Consider the following 14,857-nt stretch of genomic DNA (forward strand, 5'->3'; position numbering starts at 1 on the left):
TTAGAAGTACCCCTCGCGCTTGCGGTCTTCCATGGCGGCCTCGGAGAGCTTGTCGTCGGCCCTCGTCGCGCCGCGCTCGGTCAGCCGCGAAGCGGCGATCTCGGCGATGACGGCGTCCAGCGTGGTGGCGTCGGAGTCGACGGCGCCGGTGCAGGACATGTCGCCCACCGTGCGGTAGCGGACGAGCCGCTTCTCGACCGTCTCCTCGTCCTTGGGACCGCCCCACTCACCGGCGGTCAGCCACATGCCGGAGCGTGCGAACACGTCCCGCTCGTGCGCGAAGTAGATCTGGGGGAGTTCGATGCCCTCGCGGGCGATGTACTGCCAGACGTCCAGCTCGGTCCAGTTGGAGAGCGGGAACACGCGGACGTGCTCGCCCGGCGCGTGGCGGCCGTTGTAGAGCTGCCACAGCTCGGGGCGCTGGCGGCGCGGGTCCCACTGCGAGAACTCGTCCCGCAGCGAGAACACCCGCTCCTTCGCGCGCGCCTTCTCCTCGTCGCGGCGTCCGCCGCCGAAGACCGCGTCGAACTTCTCGCTCTGGATCTTCTCGGTGAGCGGGACGGTCTGGAGCGGGTTGCGGGTGCCGTCGGGGCGTTCGCGCAGCTTGCCCGCGTCGATGTACTCCTGCACGGACGCGACGTGCAGGCGAAGGCCGTGCTCGGCGACGACGCGGTCGCGGTATTCGAGGACCTCGGGGAAGTTGTGCCCGGTGTCGACATGCAGGAGCGAGAAGGGAATTGCCGCGGGGGCGAACGCCTTCAGCGCCAGGTGCAGCATGAGGATCGAGTCCTTGCCGCCGGAGAAGAGAATCACCGGCCGCTCGAACTCGCCCGCCACCTCGCGGAAGATGTGCACCGCCTCGGACTCAAGGGCGTCCAGGTGGGACAGCGCGTACGGGCTGTCCGTCCCCTCGGTCACGGTGGCCACGGTGGTCGTCATGCTGCACCCCTTTCGTTCGCTTCTCCGCCTGCGCGGCGCAGAGGTGCGGGATTCACGGTCGTCTGCGGCTGGGCGGCCGCGCATGCGTCGCTCACAGGAGACCCCTTTCGATGAGCAGCGCGCGCAAGGCCGCCGCGGACTCCTGCACGGTCTGGTCCTGGGACTCGATGCGCAGATCGGGTGACTCGGGTGCCTCGTAGGGGTCGTCGACCCCCGTGAGCCCGGAGATCTCGCCGGCCGCCTGCTTGGCGTAGAGACCCTTCACGTCGCGTACGGAGCAGACCTCCACCGGCGTGGCCACATGGACCTCCAGGTAGGGCGTGCCGCCCGTCTGGTGGCGCTTGCGCACCGCCTCACGGCTGTCGGCGAACGGCGCGATCACCGGCACCAGGACCTTCACGCCGTTGCGCGCGAGCAGTTCGGCGACGAAGCCGATGCGCTGCACATTGGTGTGCCGGTCCTCGCGGCTGAAGCCGAGGCCCGCCGAGAGGAACTCGCGGATCTCGTCGCCGTCGAGCACCTCGACCTGGTGGCCGTCCTCGCCCAGTTTCCCGGCGAGTTCGTAGGCGATGGTGGTCTTGCCCGCGCTGGGCAGACCCGTGAGCCAGATGGTGGCTCCGGTGGTCACGTGCTTCTCCGATACGTGTCGGGACTCGGTCGCTGTCTGAGGCTCTGTCAGCTCTGTCAGCTCTGGCATCAATGGATCCCGCACTCGGTCTTGGCGTTGCCCGACCAGCGCCCGGCGCGCGCGTCCTCGCCCTCCAGAAGGCGGCGGGTGCAGGGCGCGCAGCCCACGGAGCCGTAGCCGTCCATGAGGAGGGGGTTGGTGAGGACGCCATTTTCGGCGACGTAGGCGTCCACGTCGTCCTGCGTCCAGCGGGCGATCGGCGAGACCTTGACCTTCTGGCGCTTCTCGTCCCAGCCGACGACCGGAGTGTTCGCCCGGGTCGGGGACTCGTCGCGGCGCAGGCCCGTCGCCCACGCGGCGTACGAAGTCAGGCCCTCCTCAAGGGGCTTGACCTTCCGCATGGCGCAGCACAGGTCGGGGTTCCGGTCGTGCAGCTTCGCGCCGAACTCGGCGTCCTGCTCGGCGACCGTCTGCTTCGGCGTGAGCGTGATGACATTGACGTCCATCACGGCGGCGACGGCGTCACGGGTGCCGATGGTCTCGGGGAAGTGGTAGCCGGTGTCGAGGAACACGACGTCCACGCCGGGGCGGGCCCGCGAGGCGAGGTGGGCGACGACGGCGTCCTCCATGGAGGACGTCACGCAGAAGCGCTCGCCGAAGGTGTCTACGGCCCACTGGAGGATTTCGAGCGCGGACGCGTCCTCAAGGTCACGCCCGGCCTGCTCGGCGAGAGCCTTCAACTCGTCGTTCGTACGCTGTTCTTTGGCCTGAACGGTCGTCATATCTCTTCCCCTCCACCGCTGTTGCGCTGAACTCCCTGGGCAAGAAGCCCGAGGAACTTCAACTGGAAGGCTCGATTGCAGGCGGCGCATTCCCATGCGCCGTGACCGGTCTCGTTGGGGCGCAGGTCCTCGTCACCGCAGTAGGGGCAGTGGAAGGGCGCGGCACGCTCGCTCACTTCAGTGCCTCCTCGCTGGCGCGGGCCACCCAGGTGGCGAAGCGCTCGTCGTCCGCGCGCTCCTCCTCGAAGCGCTTGAGGACCCGCTCGACGTAGTCGGGCAGCTCGGCCGAAGTGACCTTCAGGCCACGGACCTTGCGGCCGAATCCGGCCTCAAGGCCGAGCGCGCCGCCCAGGTGCACCTGGAAGCCCTCGACCTGGTTGCCTTCGCCGTCCAGGACGAGCTGGCCCTTGAGGCCGATGTCGGCGACCTGGATGCGGGCGCAGGCGTTCGGGCAGCCGTTGATGTTGATGGTGATCGGCTGGTCGAACTCCGGGATGCGGCGCTCCAGTTCGTCGATGAGCGAGGCGCCGCGCGCCTTGGTCTCGACGATCGCCAGCTTGCAGAACTCGATGCCGGTGCAGGCCATGGTGCCGCGCCGGAAGGGGGAGGCGTTGACCCGCAGATCAAGCGCTTCGAGCCCGGCGACGAGGGACTCGACCTGAGCCTCCTCCACATCGAGCACGATCATCTTCTGCTCGGCGGTGGTGCGCAGGCGTCCCGAGCCGTGGGCGGCGGCGACATCGGCGATCTTCGTGAGCGTCGTGCCGTCCACGCGGCCGACGCGGGGTGCGAAGCCGACGTAGAAGCGGCCGTCCTTCTGCTTGTGCACGCCGAGGTGGTCGCGCCAGGTGCCGGCCGGCTGCTCGGGCGCGGGCCCGTCGACGAGCTCTCGCTTCAGGTACTCGTCCTGGAGGATCTGCCGGAACTTCTCCGGGCCCCAGTCGGCGACGAGGAACTTCAAGCGGGCGCGGGTGCGAAGGCGCCGGTAGCCGTAGTCACGGAAGATGCCGATGACACCGGTCCACACCTCCGGCACCTCGTCGAGCGGCACCCAGGCGCCGAGCCGCACGCCCAGCTTGGGGTTGGTGGAGAGCCCGCCGCCGACCCAGAGGTCGAAGCCGGGGCCGTGCTCGGGGTGGTTCACACCCACGAAGGCGACGTCATTGATCTCGTGCGCGACGTCGAGCTGGGGCGATCCGGAGATCGCGGTCTTGAACTTGCGCGGCAGGTTCGAGAACTCCGGGTTGCCGATGAAGCGGCGCTGGATCTCGTCGATGGCGGGGGAGCCGTCGATGATCTCGTTCTCGGCGACACCGGCGACGGGCGAACCGAGGATGACGCGGGGCGTGTCACCGCAGGCCTCGGTCGTGGAGAGCCCCACGGCCTCGAGCCGCTCCCAGATCGCGGGGACGTCCTCGATGCGGATCCAGTGGTACTGGACGTTCTGCCGGTCGGTGAGGTCGGCGGTCCCGCGCGCGAACTCCTGCGAGACCTCGCCGATGACGCGCAGCTGCTCGGTGGTGAGGCGTCCGCCGTCGATCCGCACCCGCAGCATGAAGTACTCGTCGTCCAGCTCCTCCGGCTCCAGGATCGCGGTCTTGCCGCCGTCGATGCCCTGCCGACGCTGGGTGTAGAGCCCCCACCAGCGCATACGCCCACGAAGATCGTTCGGGTCGATGGAGTCGAACCCACGCTTGGAGTAGATCGTCTCAATGCGTGTCCGCACATTGAGACCGTCGTCGTCCTTCTTGAACTGTTCGTTCCCGTTGAGCGGCGTGAAGTGGCCTACGGCCCACTGGCCCTCACCACGGTGACGGCTCGCCTTGCGCCGGGGCGCGGCAGTCGTGGGTTTTTCAGGGGTGGCAGCCATGGCTATACGTCCTTCAAGGCGGGCTGAGGGCGGCTCTGACCTGCACACTTCGCGCTAGGGGCGCGGCGGTGCGCAAGAGGATGGTCAAGCAGGGGGAGTCGTCGGCGCTGGTGCTGTCAGCTCGCCGGACACATGGCGCTGGACATGCGGCAGAGATCGACGTGACGCCGACTCACCAAGGCAATTCCAGTGCGATCCATGACGGAAGCGTGTCATGGGACTTTCGGCCCAGTCCACCATTATCCAGAATGTGGACGTGAGGGTCTCGCATTGCGAGACGGTGTGGTGTCGGTCACTTGCTGCCGCCCACCGCGGTGGCGCCCGCGCGGAGCGCTACGCCCCTTGCCAGGGCCCCGGCGTCGGAACGTCCGGCTCCTGCTCGATCTTCGTGTCGAAGAGCTTGAAGCCGCGTCGCAGGTAATTGTCCATGGCGTGCTCACCGTCCTTGGAGCAGGTGTGCAGCCAGACCCGCTTGGTCGGGGTCAGCTCGGGCCACCGCTCGGCGAGGTCCCAGGCACGCCGCACCCCGTACGAGAGCAGATGCCCGCCGATCCGCCGCCCCCGGAAAGCGGGGATGAGCCCGAAGTACACGATCTCGACGACACCGCCCTCCTGAGCCGCCAGCTCCACATACCCGGCGGGAGTCCCCTTGTCGTACGCGACCCAGGTCTCGACGCCCGGCTTCGCCAGCTCCTCCTGCCACTGGGCGTAAGAGAGGGAAAGCCGGTCCGTCCAGTGGATGTCGCCGCCCACGGAGGCGTAGAGGAAGCGGCTGAACTCGGGGGAGGGGACCTCGGCCCGGATGATCCGCACGTCGTCGCCCTCAGGGGCGGCGGCAGGAAGCAGATCGGTGGGAGCGGTCTGCTCCAGGGACCAAGTGGTGACAGTGAGGCTCATGCGGGTCAGCGAATCATGTGCCACGCACCCTGGCCAAAGGTGCCCAGGATGCGGGAAGATCCCGCAGCGCCTGCCACCCCCCGCATTCTTCGAGCTGGAGGATGTTCCATGGCCCGCCGCACACCCCGCGGCCTGCTCGCCGCGGCCACCGTCACCGTGGCCCTCGCGACGCTTGCCGCACCCGCTTCGGCCTCCGCGGACCCGCAGGCCCGCGTCTTCATGGTCAACCCCGTCCAGTCGTCGGGGGACCAGACCCTCGTCGACGCGAAGGACTCCGCGACGTCCGTTCCCGCCGGCGCCTATGCCACCGCAACCCTGCGCAATCTCGACTCCAGCGGTGGACTCTCCGGCAAGTGGGCGTACATCAGATCCGACACCGGCGCCTCCGCCAAAGTCGCGGACGCGGGCGGTTATGCCCGCGACGACGACCAGTTCGAGCAGGTCATGGCGTACTTCTGGGTCAATGAGGCGCAGGAGTATCTGCAGAGCCTCGGCTTCGGGACCGAGCTGCCGGGTGCCAACGACCGGGCCCAGCCCGTCCGCATCAATCAGTGGGGCGCGGACAACTCGTTCTTCACCGACAAGAAGGCCGAGATCCGGTTCGGCAAGGGTGGCGTCGACGACGCCGAGGACGCCGAGGTCGTCGTCCACGAGTACGGGCACGCCGTGCACCACGCCCAGGTGCCCGGCTTCGGCACTTCGCTGGAGGCGGGCTCGATCGGTGAGGCCTGGGGTGACTACCTGGCGGTGTCGGTCGGCGCGCACGCGGACGCCAAGTACGGCTGGCCCGCCAAGGCCGACATCGCCTGCGTCGCCGACTGGGACGCCGTCTCGTACTCGGACGCCCCGCACTGTCTGCGCCGGGTCGACAGCGACAAGACGTACGCCGACAAGGTGGGGGAGGTGCACGCGGACGGCGAGATCTGGTCCCGCGCGCTCTTCGACATCCGTGGCTCGCTCGGTGCCCGTACCGCCGACCGGATCATCGTCAACGCCCAGTTCGGCTTCGCGCCCGACACCAGCTTCAAGGACGCGGCTCTGACGACGATCGCCACCGCCCAGAAGATGTACGGCAAGAGCGCGGCGGACGCGGTGCGCAAGGCGTTCCAGGCGCGGGAGATACCCGGCGTCTGAGGATGACCGGCGCGTCCCGCCGCCGGGTGGTCACCAGGCCGCCCGGCGGCCGGGGCAGCGGCCAGGGGTGACGTGACACTCAAGAGCCGCACCCAAGAGCCGCGCTCAAGGCTCCGGCACCCTCCGAGCCTCGCGCACCGCGGGCGCCGTCGAATGCGGCAGCAGGTTCGCCGGGTGCTCGGGCAGGATCACCTCGACGTCCACGTCCTCGGGGAAGCGGTACGGGCGATGGGCCAGGAGCCCGCCCAAGTAGCGCCGCACCCGGGAGAGTTCGGCACGCACCGTCACCGTGCGCGCCGGGTCGCCGAACATGTCATCGGCAAGGCCCGAAGCGGTGCGGCCCTTGGGGTGGGTGCTGAGGAGATAGAGCAACTCGGCATGGCGCGGGCTCAGTTCGTGCGTCCAGCCGCCCGCGCCGCCGCCCTCGACGGTGACCGACCAGCGGCGCGGCCCGCTCACGTCCAGGATGACGCGGGTCGCGGCCAGCGGCTGCGGGTCCTCCTCGACGCGCAGCAGCCAGCCGCCGGGCAGCTGCTCCACCGCGCAGGTGCCGAGCGAGGGCAGCCACGCGTGTCCTGCGGAAAGGGACTTGGGCAGGGAGAGCCGGTCCGTCGGCGGCATTCCCGTGACCGCCGCCGTCCAGCCGTGGGCGTCCACCGCGACGGCGCGCCCCGCCAAGCGGGCCAGGACCGGCGCCGCCACCGAGCGCAGCCGGTCGAGGGCGGTCACGTGGGTCTCCCGCAGCCGGGCCTCGGCGAGCTTCGCCACCGAGTCGACCAGGGCGAGCGTCGCCGGATGCATCGTGTTCAGCGGACCGCTGATGTCGACCACGCCGAGCAGCCGGCCGTCACGGGGATCGGTGATGGGGGCGCCCGTGCACGTCCACGCGTGATGCGTCTCCACGAAGTGCTCGGCGGAGAACACCTGCACGGCACGGCGCACGACGAGCGGCGTCCCTATGCCGTTCGTGCCGACGGTGTTCTCGGCCCAGTCCGCGCCCAGTTCGAAGCCGAGCGAGTCCGCCTTGCGCAGCACCGCGGAGTTGCCCTCGCGCCACAGGACCCGGCCCTCCGGGTCACAGACGACCATGATGTGGTGCGCGGCGTCCGCCACCGAGACGAGCGCGTCCCGCAGCACCGGCATGATCTCCGTCAGCGGCGACGCGCGGCGGCGCTCCTCCAGTTCCTCGATGCCGAGCAGCCGGGAGCGGAAGTCGTGGTCCGGATCGACCCCGTCGAGCAGCATGCGCCCCCAGGACTCCTCGATCACCGGTCGCGGCAGCACACGTGGCTGCTCCCCGGAGAGTGCCGCGTGGCGGACGCCCGCGAGCAGTCGCGCGGCCTGCGTGCAGTCCATGGCGGAGATCCTCGCGAGGTTGATCGTCGAAGTCGCGTTCATCACTGGGTCCTTCCCGAGCAGAGCCAGTGCGTGGGGAGCATGCACTCATCGTGCCCCTTCGGCGCCCGCAAGGGTATTGGTTCAGTGATGAACAGATGACTTGCAACGGTCTGCAACTCTCGCGAACAGCCGTGCGGCGATCGAAGCTGATTCCAACGCCGTTCACGCGGCGTCGACGCTCCTCAACGGGGCTTGGGAGCGGGGGTGGTGCCGTGTCGGCGCAGCACCACCCCCGCGACTCCCGCTAGTCGCCGCGAGGAGCGGCCCGCTCCACCACGGCGGCGAGATCGAGACTGTGCGGCAGCGTCCCGAACGCGGAGCCCCAGTCCCCGCCGAGCCGCGAGGCACAGAAGGCGTCGGCCACCTCCGGGGGCGCGTACCGCACGAGCAGCGATCCCTGGAGCACCAGCGCCATCCGCTCCACGAGCCGGCGGGCCCGCGCCTCGATGCCGTCCAGATCGGCCAGTTCGGTGAGCAGCCCCTTGATCGCACCGTCCAGGCGGTGATCGGCGCCGCGCGCGGTACCGACCTCCTGGAGGAACGCGTTCAGCGCCTGCGGCTCCCGCTGCAGCGCGCGCAGCACATCCAGTGCCTGTACGTTCCCCGAGCCCTCCCAGATCGAGTTGAGCGGCGACTCGCGGAGCAGCCGCGGCATGCCCGACTCCTCGACGTATCCGTTGCCGCCGAGCACCTCAAGGGCCTCCACCACGAGCGGCGTGCAGCGCTTGGTCACCCAGTACTTCGCGGCCGGCACCGCGATGCGCAGGAACGCCCGCTCCTGCTCGCTCCCGTCGTCGTACGCGGCCGCGAGCCGCAGCGCGAGCGTCGTGGCAGCCTCCGACTCCAAGGCCAGGTCCGCAAGTACGTTGCGCATGAGCGGCTTGTCGATGAGCTTGCCGCCGAACGCCTCGCGGTACGTGGCGTGGTGCACGGCCTGCGCGACGGCCTGCCGCATGATCGCCGCCGACCCCACGACGCAGTCGAGCCGCGTGGCCGCCACCATCTCGATGATGGTGCGCACCCCGCGCCCCTCGTCGCCGACCCGGCGCGCCCACGTCCCGTCGAACTCGACCTCGCTGGAAGCGTTCGACTTATTGCCCAGTTTGTCCTTCAGGCGCTGAATGGCGAAGGCGTTCCGTGTTCCGTCCTCGAGCACGCGCGGTACGAGGAAGCACGTAAGCCCCGCATCGGTCTGCCCGAGCACGAGAAAGCCGTCGGACATGGGTGCGGAACAGAACCACTTGTGCCCCGTGAGTTCATAGGTCCCGTCTTCCGAGAGGGCACGCGCGCGTGTCGTATTCGCGCGCACATCGCTGCCGCCCTGTTTCTCCGTCATGCCCATCCCGAAGAGCGCTCCGGCCTTCTGGGACGCGGGCCGAAGGCCTTCGTCGTAGACAAGAGAAGTGAGCCGGGGCTCCCACTCGGCGGCGAGCGCGGGGTCGTTCCGCAGCGCGGGCACCGCCGCGTGCGTCATCGACACCGGACAGCCGTGCCCCGCCTCGACCTGCGTCCACACCAGGAACCCGGCCGCGCGCCGCAGATGACCGCCCGGCCGCGACCAGGCGGTCGTCAGGCCATGTGACACGGCCTTGCCGAGCAGCCGGTGCCACGAGGGATGGAAGGCGACTTCGTCGATGCGATTCCCATAGCGGTCATGGGTGTGCAGAACGGGCGGATTCTCATTGGCGAGGAACCCCCATTCCTGCGCCTGGGCCGAGCCCGCGGTGCGCCCGAGTTCGGAGAGTTGCTCGCGAGCGGTACCGAGAAGGGCGGGATCGAGATGCCGTTCGACTCCCTCGGTGAGAGCGCGGTCGGACGTAAAGACGTCATATCCCACCAGGGGCGGAGCCTGGTTGGTCACTGTGTGGGTGGTGGCTGCCATGCCGCTACGGTAAGGAGGTGCACCAGGCAAATGAAACACCCGGGAGGCCGTCGGGCCGCTGGAACCGGGCCCGCGCTCTCTACAGCAACGTCTCCAAGCGCAGGACTGCCTGGCTGCTGATCAAAGACACGGTCAACTCTTGCGTGGAATACCGGATCCTGGGTCTTGCGGCCGAAGCGGCGTTCTTCTCGCTCCTTTCCGTGCCGCCGCTGCTCCTGAGCCTGATCGGACTGCTCGCGTACGTGGACCGGTGGACCGGCGCGAACACCATCGCCAGCGTCGAGAGCAATATCATCGAGGCGTCCCGCACGGTCCTCTCCGACAAGGGGGTCAGCCAGATCGCGCAGCCGATACTGGAGGACGTCATGCGGGTCGGCAGGCCCGACGTCATCTCGATCGGTTTCCTGTTCGCCCTGTGGTCGGGCTCGCGCGCCGTGAACGTCTTCATCGACACGATCACGGTCATGTACGGCCTGGACGGCGCACGCGGCATCGTCAAGACCCGGCTGCTCGCGTTCGGCCTGTTCATCGTGGCGCTGCTGATCGGATCGGTGGCGCTGCCGCTGATGGTGGCGGGGCCCGACGCGGTGGTGAAGCTGGTGCCCGGCTCCACGACGGTGGTGCAGGTCCTGTACTGGCCGGTGGTGACGCTCCTGTCAGTGGTGTTCCTGACGACGCTCTACCACGTGTCGGTGCCGGTCCGGTCGCCCTGGGTGGAGGACATGCCGGGCGCGCTGATCGCCCTCGGGATGTGGGTCCTGGGAAGCTTCCTGCTCCGGATCTACCTGACGAGCACGGTCGAAGGGCCCACGATCTACGGTTCGTTGGCGGCGCCGGTGGCCGTGCTGCTGTGGATCGGTGTATCGGCGTTCGCGGTCCTTGTGGGGGCTGCGGTGAACGCCGCGATCGACCGGGTGTGGCCCTCCGTCGCCACGGCGGCCGCGCGTGCGGCCAATGACCGGATAAGGGAGGCGCGGGCGGTGGAGGTGGTGGCCCGCGCGGCCGCTGCGCGGGAGGCTTCCGCGGACCCCGACGACCCGGACGACCCGGACATGCCGTCCGAGTTCCCCGAACGGTGGTCACGCTTCTTGCCCCCGGACGATGTCTCCTCGCGCCTGCGGACGCATGTGAAGAAGCATGGCGGGAACGGGGAAACGCCGCCGGAGTAGGGGCGGTCCCTGCGGGGCTTTCCCCAATCCCGCCCCTTCCCGAAACCATGGGGCTCCGCCCCCTGGACCCCCGACAAGATGGCCTCAATCGCCGGCCGGGCTGGATATGTCCAGCCCGGCCGGAATCTTCCAGCCCGTCCGGCGTTTGAGGACGAACTCGGCGAAGCCGGTGATGACGGTACGCAAGGCCCCCGCGCCGAGCGGGTTTTCGGGAAGGGGCGGGGTTGGGGATAATTACGCTTTCCAGACGGCCGCATGCTCCCGGGCAAAATCGCCGAAGTCACGCGGCGCCCGCCCCAGAACCTCCCGAACCCCCTCGGAGAGACGCGCATTGCGCCCATCCAGGTTCGTCTCGAACAGCTCGATCAGGAACTCCGTCTCCTCCTCCGGAACCCCGAACTCGGCGAGCGCACCCCCGTACTCCCTCGCCGAGACGGGAACGTACCGGATCTCCCGCCCCGCAGCCGCCGCGATCTCGGCCACCGCGTCGCGGAACGACAGCAGGCGCGGCCCCGACACCTCCACCACCCGTCCCGCATAACCCGAGTCGGGGCGCAGCACCGCCACCACCACGTCCGCGATGTCCCGCGTGTCGATGAACGGTTCGAGCACCTCCCCGCCGGGGAACACCAGTTCCCCCTCCCGCATGCCGTCGAGGAGATGACCCTCGCTGAGGTTCTGGGCGAACCAACTCGCCCGTACGACGGTCCACTCCGCCCCCGACTCCCGCACCGCCCGCTCGGCGGGCTCCGCCTGGTCCTCGCCCCGTGCGGACAGCAGCACGATCCGCCGCACGCCGAGCGCCACCGCCTGCCGGGCCAGCGCGCCCACTGCCTCGCCCGCGCCCGGTGCGCCGACATCCGGCATATAGGCGAGGTACGCGGCGTCGGCGCCCCGCAGCGCGTCCTCCCACGTCGAGGGGTCGTACCAGTCGAACCGCACCGCGCCCGAGCGCGAAGCCGCCCGCACCGTGAACCCCGCCGCCTCCGCGGCCTCCGCGACGCGGCGCCCGGTCTTGCCGGAAGCGCCCGTGACCAACACCGTCATGTTCTGTGTGCTCTGCGTGTTCAACGCGTTCTCTGTCATGGCTTCAGTGAACTGGCCCGCGCCACAAGGAGCCATCCGTCAGGGCCTCACCCCCATACGCGTGCGTCTACGCTTCCGGCATGGACGTACTCGCAGGCTTGCTGGAGGGCCCGCGCGCACGCGGCGCCTTCATGATCCGCGCGTGCTTCGACCCGCCCTGGTCCGTCCGCATCGCGGACGAGGCACCGCTCTCGGTCATGATCATGGTGCGGGGCGCCGCCTGGATCGTGCCCGACCACGGCGAACCCCAGCTGATCCGTCCCGGGGACGTCGCCGTCGCGCGCGGCCCCGACCACTACACCGTCGCCGACGACCGGGCGACGCCGCCCCGCGCCGAGATCCAGCCCGGCGAACGCTGCGTGCCCCTCGGCGGCACCCCGGTCGGGCAGTACAAGGACCTCGGCCTGCGCGCCTGGGGCCAATCGCTCGACGGCGCCGCGGAGATGCTGATCGGGACGTACCAGGCGCGCGGCGAGATCACCGGGCGGCTCCTCGACGCGCTGCCCCCGCTCCTGATCCTGCCCACCGAGGTGTGGGACTGCCCGCTCACCCCGCTGCTCGCCGACGAGATCGCCAAGGACGAGCCGGGGCAGGACGTCGTGCTCGACCGGCTGCTCGACCTGCTGATGATCGCCACGCTGCGCGCCTGGTTCTCCAGGCCGGAGGCCGAGGCCCCCGCCTGGTACCGGGCGATGGGGGACCCGGTCGTCGGACAGGCGATCAGGCTGCTCCAGGACGACCCCGCGCACCCCTGGACGATCGCCGCGCTCGCCGCGAAGGCGGGGGTCTCGCGGGCCGCGCTCGCCCGGCGGTTCACCGAGCTCGTGGGCGAGCCGCCGATGGCGTACCTGACGGGCTGGCGGCTCGCGCTCGCCGCAGATCTGCTGCGGGACGGCGAACAGACGATCGCCGCGATCGCCCGCCGTGTCGGGTACGGCAGCGCGTTCGCGCTGTCCAGCGCCTTCAAGCGGGTGTACGGGGTCAGCCCGCAGGAGCACCGCTCACGGGCCGCGTAGCCCCTGAGCGGCGTAGCCTTGAAGGCGTGTCGTTCGAGACCGTCGAGTACGCGGAGCGGCCGTCCCGGGTCGCGGGCGCGGTCCTGTGGACCCGTGCCGGAGGCGGTGCGGCCGGCGGTCCCGTGTACCCCGTCCTTCCCGACGGCTGCATGGACCTCCTCTGGACCGGCGGCAGACTCCTGGTCGCGGGCCCCGACACCCGCGCGTACCGCCCCGAAGCGAACGTCCCCGCCCGGTACGTGGGCATCCGCTTCTACCCCGGCACCGCCCCCGCCTTCCTCGGCGTGCCCGCGAACGAACTCCGCGACCGGCGCGTCGACCTCGCCGACCTGTGGCCGTCGGCCGATGCGCGCCGCCTGACCGAGCGCATGGATGCGGCCCGGGATCCGGCGGCCGTCCTGGAGTCCGTCGCCCTGGCGCGGGCGGGCGAGACGGAGCCGCCCGACCCGCTGCTCGCGCACGTCGTCAAGGCCCTGGACGCGGGGCGCAGCATCGCGTCGACGGCCGAGGAGGCGGGTATCAACGCCCGCCTCCTGCACCGGCGTTCACTCACCGCGTTCGGCTACGGACCCAAGACGCTGGCCCGTGTCCTGCGACTGCAGCGCGCGCTCGCCCTGGCCAGAGGCGGCCTGGCGTACGGGGAGACCGCCGTCGTCGCGGGCTTCGCCGACCAGGCCCATCTGGCGCGTGACGTCAAGGAGTTGACGGGGATGCCCCTGGGCGAGCTGCTCGGCCCGCGGACGGACTGGGCAGCCGGAGAAAGCCGGACCGGACAGCCGGACTAGGCAGTCGGGCCGGGCAGCGGCGCGAACAGGTCGACGCCGTTGCCGTCCGGGTCCTGTACGGCGGCGTACCGCTGGCCCCAGAAGGCGTCCCACGGCTTGAGCTCACCGTGGTATCCGGCGCCGGTCAGCTCCTCGTACGCGGCGTCGACGCCCGCGGGCGTCTCGCAGTGGAACGCGAGCCCGATGCGGCCCGAGCCCCGCGGCGGCTCCCAGCTCTCGACGAAGGAACGGATCGTCTCCTCCGTGTCGAACGCGATGCGCAGACCGCCCGGGAGCGCCGCCTCGACATGCGGCTGGTCCTCGGAACCCTCGGGGAATTCCAGGCCGAGGCGGCGGTAGAAGGCGAGTGTGGCGGCCATGTCGGAGACGACGATGCCGACCAGATCGAAGCGGGGTGTGATGTTCGTGTTCATGCTTCGCAGCGTAGGCAGCCCCGCCCCGCCCGTCTTGAAGAAAACGGACGCCGCGCAAGCGGACGCCGTGCCACTCCTTGCCGCCGCCCGCGCACGGTCGTACATGTGCAGGGAGACAAGTGCGGGCAGGTCTCGTGTCCGCGTAGGGAGTTGACCGCCATGTCCGCCATGCCCACGGCGACCGCGCTCGGCAAACAGCCGGTCAGCCCGGTCGGCCCGGTCCGCCTCGAGGCGGAGTACGACACCGCGCTCTCCCGCTGGCTCTGGCTGGTGAAGTGGCTGCTCGCGATCCCGCACTACATCGTGCTCGCCTTCCTGTGGATCGGCTTCCTCCTCGTCACGGTGGTCGCCTTCTTCGCCGTCCTGATCACCGGCCGCTATCCGCGGGTCCTGTTCGACTACAACGTCGGTGTGTTGCGCTGGAGTTGGCGCGTCGAGTACTACGCGTACGGGGCGCTCGGCACCGACCGCTATCCGCCGTTCGCCCTGCGCGACGTCGCCGACTACCCCGCCCACCTGGACATCGCCTACCCCGAGCACCTCTCCAGGGGCCTCGTCCTGGTCAAGGGCTGGCTCCTGGTCCTTCCGCAGCTCCTGGTGGCCACGCTCCTCACGGGCGGATACCGCTTCAACGGCGGCCTCGCCGGGCTCCTCACCCTCTACGCGGGCGTCACCCTGCTCTTCACGGGCCGCTACCCCCGCGGCATGTACGACCTCAACATCGGTCTGCACCGCTGGGTCGCGCGTGTCATGGCCTATGGCCTGCTGCTCACGGACGTCTACCCGCCCTACCGGCTCGACCAGGGGGAGCGAGAGCCCCTTGGCTGACTGTCCCGGGCCGCGAAACCTCGCTACGGT

16 protein-coding genes are annotated in these 14,857 nt (G+C 70.1%); 5 read left to right on the forward strand and 11 right to left on the reverse strand.

What is annotated here, in order from left to right; genetic code table 11:
- The 7 genes from cysD to ABD378_RS02535 all read right to left on the reverse strand — a co-directional run bounded on the left by cysD (nucleotide 1) and on the right by ABD378_RS02535 (nucleotide 5,116).
- Nucleotides 1–939 carry a sulfate adenylyltransferase subunit CysD gene (cysD, locus tag ABD378_RS02505; protein ID WP_344518625.1) on the reverse strand — a complete coding sequence of 313 codons (939 nt, stop codon included), beginning with the start codon at nucleotides 937–939 and terminating at the stop codon, nucleotides 1–3.
- A gap of 91 nt (nucleotides 940–1,030) precedes the next feature.
- Nucleotides 1,031–1,636 carry an adenylyl-sulfate kinase gene (gene cysC, locus ABD378_RS02510; protein ID WP_344518626.1) on the reverse strand — a complete coding sequence of 202 codons (606 nt, stop codon included), beginning with the start codon at nucleotides 1,634–1,636 and terminating at the stop codon, nucleotides 1,031–1,033.
- Nucleotides 1,636–2,349 carry a phosphoadenylyl-sulfate reductase gene (locus ABD378_RS02515; protein ID WP_344518627.1) on the reverse strand — a complete coding sequence of 238 codons (714 nt, stop codon included), beginning with the start codon at nucleotides 2,347–2,349 and terminating at the stop codon, nucleotides 1,636–1,638. Before ABD378_RS02515 ends, cysC begins: the two co-directional genes overlap by 1 nt.
- A complete protein-coding gene (locus tag ABD378_RS02520) occupies nucleotides 2,346–2,525 on the reverse strand; it encodes a hypothetical protein (protein WP_344518628.1) in 180 nt (59 codons plus the stop codon). The genes ABD378_RS02515 and ABD378_RS02520 overlap by 4 nt, the downstream gene beginning before the upstream one ends.
- Nucleotides 2,522–4,219 (reverse strand): nitrite/sulfite reductase, encoded by a 1,698-nt coding sequence (locus ABD378_RS02525; protein WP_344518629.1) that lies wholly within the window; start codon nucleotides 4,217–4,219, stop codon nucleotides 2,522–2,524. The genes ABD378_RS02520 and ABD378_RS02525 overlap by 4 nt, the downstream gene beginning before the upstream one ends.
- A gap of 116 nt (nucleotides 4,220–4,335) precedes the next feature.
- On the reverse strand, nucleotides 4,336–4,419 hold the full coding sequence (locus ABD378_RS02530; RefSeq protein ID WP_323178717.1) for a putative leader peptide: 84 nt from the start codon (nucleotides 4,417–4,419) through the stop codon (nucleotides 4,336–4,338).
- 133 nt (nucleotides 4,420–4,552) lie between these two features.
- Nucleotides 4,553–5,116: a GNAT family N-acetyltransferase gene (locus ABD378_RS02535; protein ID WP_344518630.1), complete on the reverse strand. Its 564-nt coding sequence runs from the start codon at nucleotides 5,114–5,116 to the stop codon at nucleotides 4,553–4,555.
- Between the two features lie 108 nt (nucleotides 5,117–5,224).
- Here ABD378_RS02535 and ABD378_RS02540 point away from each other — a divergent pair, with 108 nt between their 5' ends.
- Nucleotides 5,225–6,250, forward strand: coding sequence for a M4 family metallopeptidase (locus tag ABD378_RS02540; protein ID WP_344518631.1), 1,026 nt, complete (start codon nucleotides 5,225–5,227; stop codon nucleotides 6,248–6,250).
- A gap of 105 nt (nucleotides 6,251–6,355) precedes the next feature.
- On the opposite strand, the gene ABD378_RS02545 is transcribed toward ABD378_RS02540, so the two are convergent.
- Together ABD378_RS02545 and ABD378_RS02550 are read right to left on the reverse strand one after the other, a co-directional pair.
- A complete protein-coding gene (locus ABD378_RS02545; RefSeq protein ID WP_344518632.1) occupies nucleotides 6,356–7,648 on the reverse strand; it encodes a GAF domain-containing protein in 1,293 nt (430 codons plus the stop codon).
- A gap of 244 nt (nucleotides 7,649–7,892) precedes the next feature.
- A complete protein-coding gene (locus ABD378_RS02550) occupies nucleotides 7,893–9,530 on the reverse strand; it encodes an acyl-CoA dehydrogenase family protein (RefSeq protein ID WP_344518633.1) in 1,638 nt (545 codons plus the stop codon).
- A 17-nt stretch (nucleotides 9,531–9,547) separates the two neighbouring features.
- Here ABD378_RS02550 and ABD378_RS02555 point away from each other — a divergent pair, with 17 nt between their 5' ends.
- Nucleotides 9,548–10,699 (forward strand): YihY/virulence factor BrkB family protein, encoded by a 1,152-nt coding sequence (locus ABD378_RS02555; RefSeq protein WP_344518634.1) that lies wholly within the window; start codon nucleotides 9,548–9,550, stop codon nucleotides 10,697–10,699.
- 234 nt (nucleotides 10,700–10,933) lie between these two features.
- Here the strand turns inward: ABD378_RS02555 and ABD378_RS02560 are convergent, their stop codons facing one another.
- Nucleotides 10,934–11,785, reverse strand: a complete 852-nt coding sequence (locus ABD378_RS02560; RefSeq protein WP_344518635.1) for an NmrA family NAD(P)-binding protein — start codon at nucleotides 11,783–11,785, stop codon at nucleotides 10,934–10,936.
- A gap of 80 nt (nucleotides 11,786–11,865) precedes the next feature.
- Here ABD378_RS02560 and ABD378_RS02565 point away from each other — a divergent pair, with 80 nt between their 5' ends.
- On the forward strand, nucleotides 11,866–12,801 hold the full coding sequence (locus ABD378_RS02565; RefSeq protein WP_344518636.1) for an AraC family transcriptional regulator: 936 nt from the start codon (nucleotides 11,866–11,868) through the stop codon (nucleotides 12,799–12,801).
- Between the two features lie 26 nt (nucleotides 12,802–12,827).
- The gene (locus ABD378_RS02570) at nucleotides 12,828–13,586 is read left to right on the forward strand and encodes a DUF6597 domain-containing transcriptional factor (RefSeq protein ID WP_344518637.1); all 759 of its coding nucleotides are present in this window, start codon (nucleotides 12,828–12,830) and stop codon (nucleotides 13,584–13,586) included.
- Here ABD378_RS02570 and ABD378_RS02575 read toward each other — a convergent pair.
- Nucleotides 13,583–13,999 (reverse strand): VOC family protein, encoded by a 417-nt coding sequence (locus tag ABD378_RS02575; protein ID WP_344518638.1) that lies wholly within the window; start codon nucleotides 13,997–13,999, stop codon nucleotides 13,583–13,585. The two genes, ABD378_RS02570 and ABD378_RS02575, sit on opposite strands and share 4 nt — an antisense overlap.
- A 159-nt stretch (nucleotides 14,000–14,158) precedes the next feature.
- On the opposite strand from ABD378_RS02575, the gene ABD378_RS02580 reads away from it, so the two are divergent.
- Nucleotides 14,159–14,827, forward strand: a complete 669-nt coding sequence (locus ABD378_RS02580) for a DUF4389 domain-containing protein (RefSeq protein WP_344518639.1) — start codon at nucleotides 14,159–14,161, stop codon at nucleotides 14,825–14,827.
- Nucleotides 14,828–14,857 lie beyond the last annotated feature (30 nt).

It is taken from the genome of Streptomyces rectiviolaceus (assembly GCF_039533825.1).
Classification (GTDB): Bacteria; Actinomycetota; Actinomycetes; order Streptomycetales; family Streptomycetaceae; genus Streptomyces; species Streptomyces rectiviolaceus.